At 68.6% G+C, this 6,892-nt stretch carries 7 protein-coding genes; all 7 read left to right on the top strand.

What is annotated here, in order from left to right; genetic code table 11:
- A partial coding sequence (locus tag WBP48_RS09795; RefSeq protein ID WP_424439612.1) for a 16S rRNA (uracil(1498)-N(3))-methyltransferase occupies positions 1–521 on the top strand: 521 nt, incomplete at its 5' end.
- Positions 522–733: 212 nt separating this feature from the next.
- Complete coding sequence (locus WBP48_RS09800; protein WP_424439615.1) at positions 734–1,081, top strand: HIT domain-containing protein; 348 nt, start codon at positions 734–736, stop codon at positions 1,079–1,081.
- A 73-nt stretch (positions 1,082–1,154) separates the two neighbouring features.
- On the top strand, positions 1,155–2,195 hold the full coding sequence (locus WBP48_RS09805; protein ID WP_424439630.1) for a PhoH family protein: 1,041 nt from the start codon (positions 1,155–1,157) through the stop codon (positions 2,193–2,195).
- On the top strand, positions 2,192–2,659 hold the full coding sequence (gene ybeY, locus WBP48_RS09810) for an rRNA maturation RNase YbeY (protein ID WP_424439618.1): 468 nt from the start codon (positions 2,192–2,194) through the stop codon (positions 2,657–2,659). The genes WBP48_RS09805 and ybeY overlap by 4 nt, the downstream gene beginning before the upstream one ends.
- Entirely contained in the window at positions 2,656–4,062 is a 1,407-nt protein-coding gene (locus tag WBP48_RS09815) for a hemolysin family protein (RefSeq protein ID WP_424439621.1), read from the top strand. The genes ybeY and WBP48_RS09815 overlap by 4 nt, the downstream gene beginning before the upstream one ends.
- Positions 4,035–4,928, top strand: a complete 894-nt coding sequence (gene era / locus WBP48_RS09820) for a GTPase Era (RefSeq protein ID WP_424439624.1) — start codon at positions 4,035–4,037, stop codon at positions 4,926–4,928. Before WBP48_RS09815 ends, era begins: the two co-directional genes overlap by 28 nt.
- A gap of 173 nt (positions 4,929–5,101) precedes the next feature.
- A complete protein-coding gene (leuA, locus tag WBP48_RS09825) occupies positions 5,102–6,862 on the top strand; it encodes a 2-isopropylmalate synthase (protein WP_424439627.1) in 1,761 nt (586 codons plus the stop codon).
- The last annotated feature ends 30 nt before the right edge of the window (positions 6,863–6,892 follow it).

Genomic DNA, 6,892 nt, shown 5'->3' on the forward strand with positions numbered 1-6,892 from the left:
CGGCGCATGCCGCGGCATCCCCGCGGCTCGTGCTCGTGCAGGCGCTCGCGAAGGGCGACCGCGACGAGTTGGCGATCCAGGCGGCGACCGAGCTGGGCGTCGACGAGGTCGTGCCGTGGCAGGCATCCCGCAGCGTCTCGCGGTGGAGCGGTCCGAAGATCGACAAGGGCATCGCGCGCTGGACGTCGATCGTGCGCGAAGCGGCGAAGCAGGCGCACCGCGCTTGGCTGCCACAGGTGACGCCGCCGGCGACCACGGCGCAGGTCGCGGCCCGCGCGACGAAAGCTCTCGTGCTGGTGCTGGAACCCACGGCATCCGTCGCCCTGACCGCCGTCCCGCTGGACGATGCGCCGGAGATCGTGCTGATCGTCGGCCCCGAGGGCGGCGTCGCCGCCGAGGAGCTGTCGACGCTGGCGGATGCCGGGGCGACCGCCGTCCGCCTCGGCGAGACGGTGCTGCGCACCTCGACCGCGGGTCCCGCCGCGCTCGCCGTTCTGAACGCGCGCTTGCGGCGTTGGTGAAGTGTGCTCCGCGCCCTCAACGACGGGTTCGGCTTGCGTCGTCTCGGCACACCGGCGCTTCGCGCCGGCACTCGACAACCGGGTTGGGCGGCGGGAGTCGCAAGTGGTCGCTGTCAGACCTGGATTGCGACCGCATGCGACCCGCTGAGCGAGGGCGTGGGTGGGGTCGCGGCATCCGGCCTGTCAACGCAGGCGCTGGCTACACTCGGAGTATGAGCGAACCGAGTGTCTTCACGCGCATCCTGCAGGGGGAGATCCCCGCTGAGATCATTGCCGAGACCGAGAACGTGTTCGCGATCCGCGACATCGCCCCGCAGGCTCCCGTGCACCTGCTCGTCATCCCGAAGACGGCGCAGTACCGCAACGTCGTCGAACTCGCCGCCAGCGATCCCGTGCTGCTGACCGAGCTCGTCGGGCTCGCCAACACCCTCGCCGCCGAATACAGCGACGGCGACTTCCGGCTCGTGTTCAACACCGGTCCGGGCGCGGGGCAGACGGTGTTCCACGTGCACGCGCACGTCCTGTCCGGCGGACTGGAAGAGGGTCGACTTGGTGGTTGACGACGAGTCCGGGCGCGCCGCCGACACCGCGACGGCACCCGTGACCGACCGCATCCTCGCCGACGGCGTTGCGATGGTGCAGTTGCTCGGTCCGCAGGATCGGCTGCTGCGGGTCGTCGAGCGAGAGCACCCCGAGGTCGAGGTGCACGTGCGCGGCAACGAGATCACGCTCACCGGAGCGGCGGATGCCGTGGCGCGCGCCCGTGCCCTGGTCGACGAGCTGATCGCCATGACCCGCTCGGGTCACGGCCTCGACCCGGTCGATGTCACCGCGTCGAACCGCATCCTGCGCGCCGACAGCGGCGAGCGCCCGTCCGAAGTGCTCGGCGAGGCGATCCTGTCGTCGCGGGGCCGGGTCATCCGCCCCAAGACGCTCGGCCAGAAGCGCTACGTCGACGCGATCGACGAGAACACGATCACCTTCGGCATCGGGCCGGCCGGCACCGGCAAGACCTACCTCGCGATGGCGAAGGCCGTGCAGGCGTTGCAGCGCAAAGAGGTCGACCGCATCATCCTGAGCCGGCCCGCCATAGAGGCGGGGGAGCGGCTGGGGTTCCTTCCGGGCACGCTGACCGACAAGATCGACCCGTACCTGCGGCCGTTGTACGACGCGCTCAACGAGATGATGGACCCCGACATCGTCCCGAAGCTCATGGCGTCGGGCACGATCGAGGTCGCCCCGCTCGCGTACATGCGGGGGCGGACGTTGAACAACTCGTTCGTCGTGCTCGATGAGGCGCAGAACACGACGCCAGAGCAGATGAAGATGTTCCTCACGCGTCTCGGCTTCGGAACCCGAATGGTGGTCACGGGCGACATCACGCAGATCGATCTGCCCCAGGGCGCGTCGGGGTTGCGCCTCGTGACCCGCGTGCTGAAGGACATCGACGACATCCACTTCTCGATGCTCACGAGCGAGGACGTCGTCCGGCACAGCCTGGTAGGGCGCATCGTCGACGCGTACAGCGTGTACGACGAGCAGCGGCTCGCGTCCCGGCGCGAGCGCGACGAGGCGGCTGAGTTCGCGAACCGCGCCGAGCGGCGTGGTCAGGCGCGCCGGGGCGGCCCCCGAGACCACCTGCCGCCGCGAGGAACACAGCGAGGACGCGCATGACCATCGAGATCACCAATGAGTCCGGGTTCAAGATCGACGAGGCGGTGCTGTTGCGCCTGACGGCGAACAACCTCGCCGAGCTGCACGTCAGCCCCGACGCCGATGTCGCGATCCTGCTGGTCGACGAGGGCGCGATGGAGGCGCTGCACGTGCAGTGGATGGACGAGCCCGGGCCGACCGATGTCCTGAGCTTTCCGATGGACGAACTCCGCCCCGGCACCCAGGAACAGCCGACGGCGCCGGGCCTGCTCGGAGACATCGTCTTGTGTCCACAGGTCGCCGAGGCGCAGGCACAGGCTGCGCGCCACACCACTCTGGACGAGCTGATCCTGCTCACCACCCATGGGCTGCTGCACCTGCTGGGGTTCGATCATGCAGAGCCCAAGGAGGAACGGGAGATGTTCGAGCTGCAACGCGAACTCATTGCGGCGTTTCACTCGTCGGAACGTCGACGACGCGCATGACCGAGATCCTGCTGCTCGTGGCCGCCGCCCTGCTCGTCGCGCTCGGCGGACTCATGGCAGCCCTCGACGCGGCGCTGGGGGTCACATCACGTGCCGACCTCGTCGAGTTGTCGGTCGGCGCGCGGCGCGGTGACGCGCTCGCCCGGATCGCAGCCGATCCCGAAGCGCACGGCAACGCGGTGGTGTTCATCAGGATCCTGGCGGAGACCACGGCCGCCGTCCTCGTCACCGTCGCCTTCACGGTCGAGTTCGACAGCATCTGGTGGGCGATGCTCGCCGCCGCCGTCCTCATGACGGTCGTCTCGTTCGTCCTGGTCGGAGCAAGTCCGCGCGCCGTCGGCCGCCAGCACGCTCGAGGACTCTTGACGGCGTGTGCGCCCATCATCAGGGGGGCCCGCATCGTGCTGGGACCTCTCGCCCATCTGCTCGTGATCATCGGCAACCGGGTGACCCCCGGCATCCGTCGCGGCGCCTCCTTCGCCAATGAGGAACAGCTGCTCAGCATGGTCGACGAGGCAGCGTCGCAGGATCTCATCGAGGAAGACGACCGCGACCTCATCCACTCGGTCTTCGACTTCACCGACACGTTCGTCCGCGCCGTCATGGTGCCCCGCACCGACATGGTGACGATGGATGCCGCCGCCACCACGCAGGAGGCGATGGAGCTCTTCCTCGACAAGGGCGTGTCCCGCGTGCCGGTCGCCGACGGTGAGGCGGACGACATCACGGGCGTCGTCTATCTCAAGGACCTCGTGCAGTTCGCCTACCGCGACGAAACGGCGTGGCGCGACGCGCCGGTGGCACAGATCGCCCGTCCCGCCGTGTTCGTGCCGGAATCGATGAAGGCCGAGACACTGCTGCAGCAGATGAAGCGGGATGCCGTTCACGTCTGCCTCGTCGTCGACGAGTACGGCGGGGTGTCGGGGCTCGTGACCCTGGAGGACCTCATCGAGGAACTCGTCGGCGACATCGCCGACGAGTACGACACTCCCTCGAGCGAGATCGTCGCGCTCGGTGACGGGCGCTATCGCGTGAGTGCGCGGCTCGGGCTCGACGAGGTCGGCGAGTTGTTCGGGCTCGAGCTGGAGGACGACGACGTGGACTCGATCGGAGGCCTGCTCGGCAAGCTCTTGGGACGGGTACCGCTGCCCGGTGCGACGGCGGAGCACTCCGGCCTGCGGCTGACCGGTGGAACCTCACGCGGCCGCGGCCGGGGCCTTGCGACCGTGTTCGTGGAGCCCACAGACGAACTCAAGGCGGTGCAGGAGACTCTGGAGGCTCACACACCGCGCACGGGCGAGCTGAGGATTCCGAGCCCCGGTGAGACAGCGCCCGTGGCTAGACTCGGTCGGGTCGATACACCGGAAGGGATCAGATGGCGCAGTCGCGGTCCGGGTTCGTGACGTTTGTGGGCAGGCCCAATGTCGGCAAGTCGACGCTGACCAACGCGCTCGTCGGTGAGAAGGTCGCCATCACCTCCGACAAGCCGCAGACGACTCGTCGCGCGATCCGCGGCATCCTGAACCGACCCGGCGGGCAGCTCGTCATCGTGGACACGCCCGGCATCCACAAGCCGCGCACGCTCCTCGGGCAGCGCCTCAACGACCTCGTCGAGCAGGTGCTGGGCGACGTCGACGCGATCGGCTTCCTCGTGCCGGCGACCGAGAAGATCGGCCCGGGCGACCGTCGCATCGCGACGTCGCTCGACGGCTACCCGCGCGCGAAGAAGGTCGCGATCGTCACGAAGACCGACCTCGCCTCGCGCGACGAGGTCACCGAACGGCTCGTGGAGGTCGACGCTCTGCGGGCGGACTGGGACGCCGTCATCCCGCTGTCCGCCGTGACGGCCGACCAACTCGACGTGCTCGCCGACGAACTGCTGACGCTCATGCCGGAAGGGCCCGCGCTGTACGAGGAAGGCGTCGTCACCGACGAGTCGCTGGAGGACCGGATCGCGGAGATCATCCGCGAGGCCGCCCTCGACGGCGTCCGCGACGAACTGCCGCACTCCATCGCGGTCACCGTCGAAGACATCGCGCGGCGCGAGGATGCCGACCTCACCGACATCCACGCGAACCTGGTCGTCGAGCGGGACAGCCAGAAGGGCATCATCATCGGGCACCGTGGGGCGCGGCTGAAGGATGTCGGTGCCCGGGCACGCGCCGGCATCGAGCCGCTCGTCGGCACGAAGGTGTTCCTGAAGCTGCACGTGCGCGTCGCGAAGGAGTGGCAGCGCGACCCGAAGCAACTCGGGCGGCTCGGGTTCTGAGATCCGCGCGGTTCGCGAGCATCCTCACTGCGGGTGTACGCTGGCACGGTGCGCGCGTTCGGCCTCCTTCTTAGCCGCCGCGACGAGACCTCGTTCTAGGGCCTTCCTCGTCGCGGAGCTTGTCATCGTCTGACACTCGGCCCGCACCCTCCGACGAAGAGAAGCGAACCCCCATGAAGAACACGCAGCAGCCCTCCGGCATGCCGACCCACAAGTACCGTCCGTACCACCAGCAGATCCGTGTCGATCTGCCAGACCGCACGTGGCCGGGCAACCGCATCACGACCGCACCGCGCTGGTGCGCCGTCGACCTCCGCGACGGCAACCAGGCGCTCATCGACCCGATGAGTCCCGAGCGCAAGCGCATCATGTTCGACCTGCTGGTCAGCATGGGTTACAAGGAGATCGAGGTCGGGTTCCCCTCGGCATCCCAGACCGACTTCGACTTCGTGCGTCAACTCATCGAAGAGAACGTGATCCCCGACGACGTCACGATCCAGGTGCTGACGCAGGCGCGTGAGCACCTCATCGCGCGCACGTATGAGGCCATCGCGGGCGCCAAGCAGGCGATCGTCCACCTGTACAACTCGACGAGCGTGCTGCAGCGCGAGGTCGTGTTCCGCACCGACAAGCAGGGGATCATCGACATCGCTCTCGAGGGCGCGCGACTGTGCCGCGAGTACGAGCAGCGCATCCCTGAGACGACCGTGTACTACGAGTACTCGCCCGAGAGCTACACCGGCACCGAGCTCGAGTTCGCCGTCGACGTCTGCAACCGGGTGATCGAGATCTTCGAGCCCACGCCCGACCGCAAGGTCATCATCAACCTGCCGGCCACGGTCGAGATGGCGACCCCGAACGTCTACGCCGACTCGATCGAGTGGATGAGCCGTCGCCTCGCCCACCGCGAGAACGTCATCCTGTCGCTGCACCCGCACAACGACCGCGGCACGGCGGTCGCCGCCGCGGAGCTCGGCTACCTGGCCGGCGCCGACCGCATCGAGGGGTGTCTGTTCGGCAACGGCGAGCGCACCGGCAACGTCGACCTGGTGGCCCTCGGCATCAACATGCTGACTCAGGGCATCGACCCGCAGATCGACTTCAGCGACATCGACCAGGTCAAGCGCACCGCCGAGTACTGCAACCAGCTGCCCGTCCACGAGCGCAGCCCGTGGGCCGGCGACCTCGTCTTCACGGCGTTCAGCGGATCGCATCAGGATGCCATCAAGAAGGGCTTCGAGGCCATGGAGGCGCGGGCCGCGGCATCCGGGGTCACGGTCGACGAGATCGAGTGGGCCGTTCCGTACCTGCCGATCGACCCGAAGGACCTGGGCCGCTCGTACGAGGCCGTCATCCGCGTCAACTCGCAGTCCGGCAAGGGCGGCGTCGCGTACCTGCTGAAGACCGACCACGCGCTGGATCTGCCGCGGAAGCTCCAGATCGAGTTCTCGGGGGTCGTGCAGGCGAAGACGGATGCCGAGGGCGGCGAGGTCTCCAGCGACCAGATCTGGGCGATCTTCACCGACGAGTACCTGCCGGCATCCGCCGCGGACGACAAGTGGGGCCGCTTCGAACTGCTGTCCACGCGCACGCACAGCGACATGTCGGGTGAAGTGTCGCTGGACGTGACCCTGCGCGACGGCGAGGCGCAGTTCGCGACCCGCGGCCTGGGCAACGGCCCGGTGTCGGCGTTCCTCCAGGTCATGCGGGAGCAGGGCTTCGACGTGACGCTGTACGACTACGTCGAGCACACGCTCTCCGCCGGCGGCGACGCGCAGGCCGCGTCGTACGTCGAGTTGCAGGTCGACGGCGAGCGCCTGTGGGGTGTCGGAATCGACGGCGACATCTCCACGGCATCGCTCAAGGCGATCGTCTCGTGCGTCAACCGCGCGATCCGCACGCGCGAGCGCTCCGGCGAGCTCGCCGCCGTCTGACCCGGCCCCGTGCGTCGCGCGCTCGGCGCC

The organism is Microbacterium sp. (assembly GCF_049661145.1).
Taxonomy (GTDB): Bacteria; Actinomycetota; Actinomycetes; order Actinomycetales; family Microbacteriaceae; genus Microbacterium.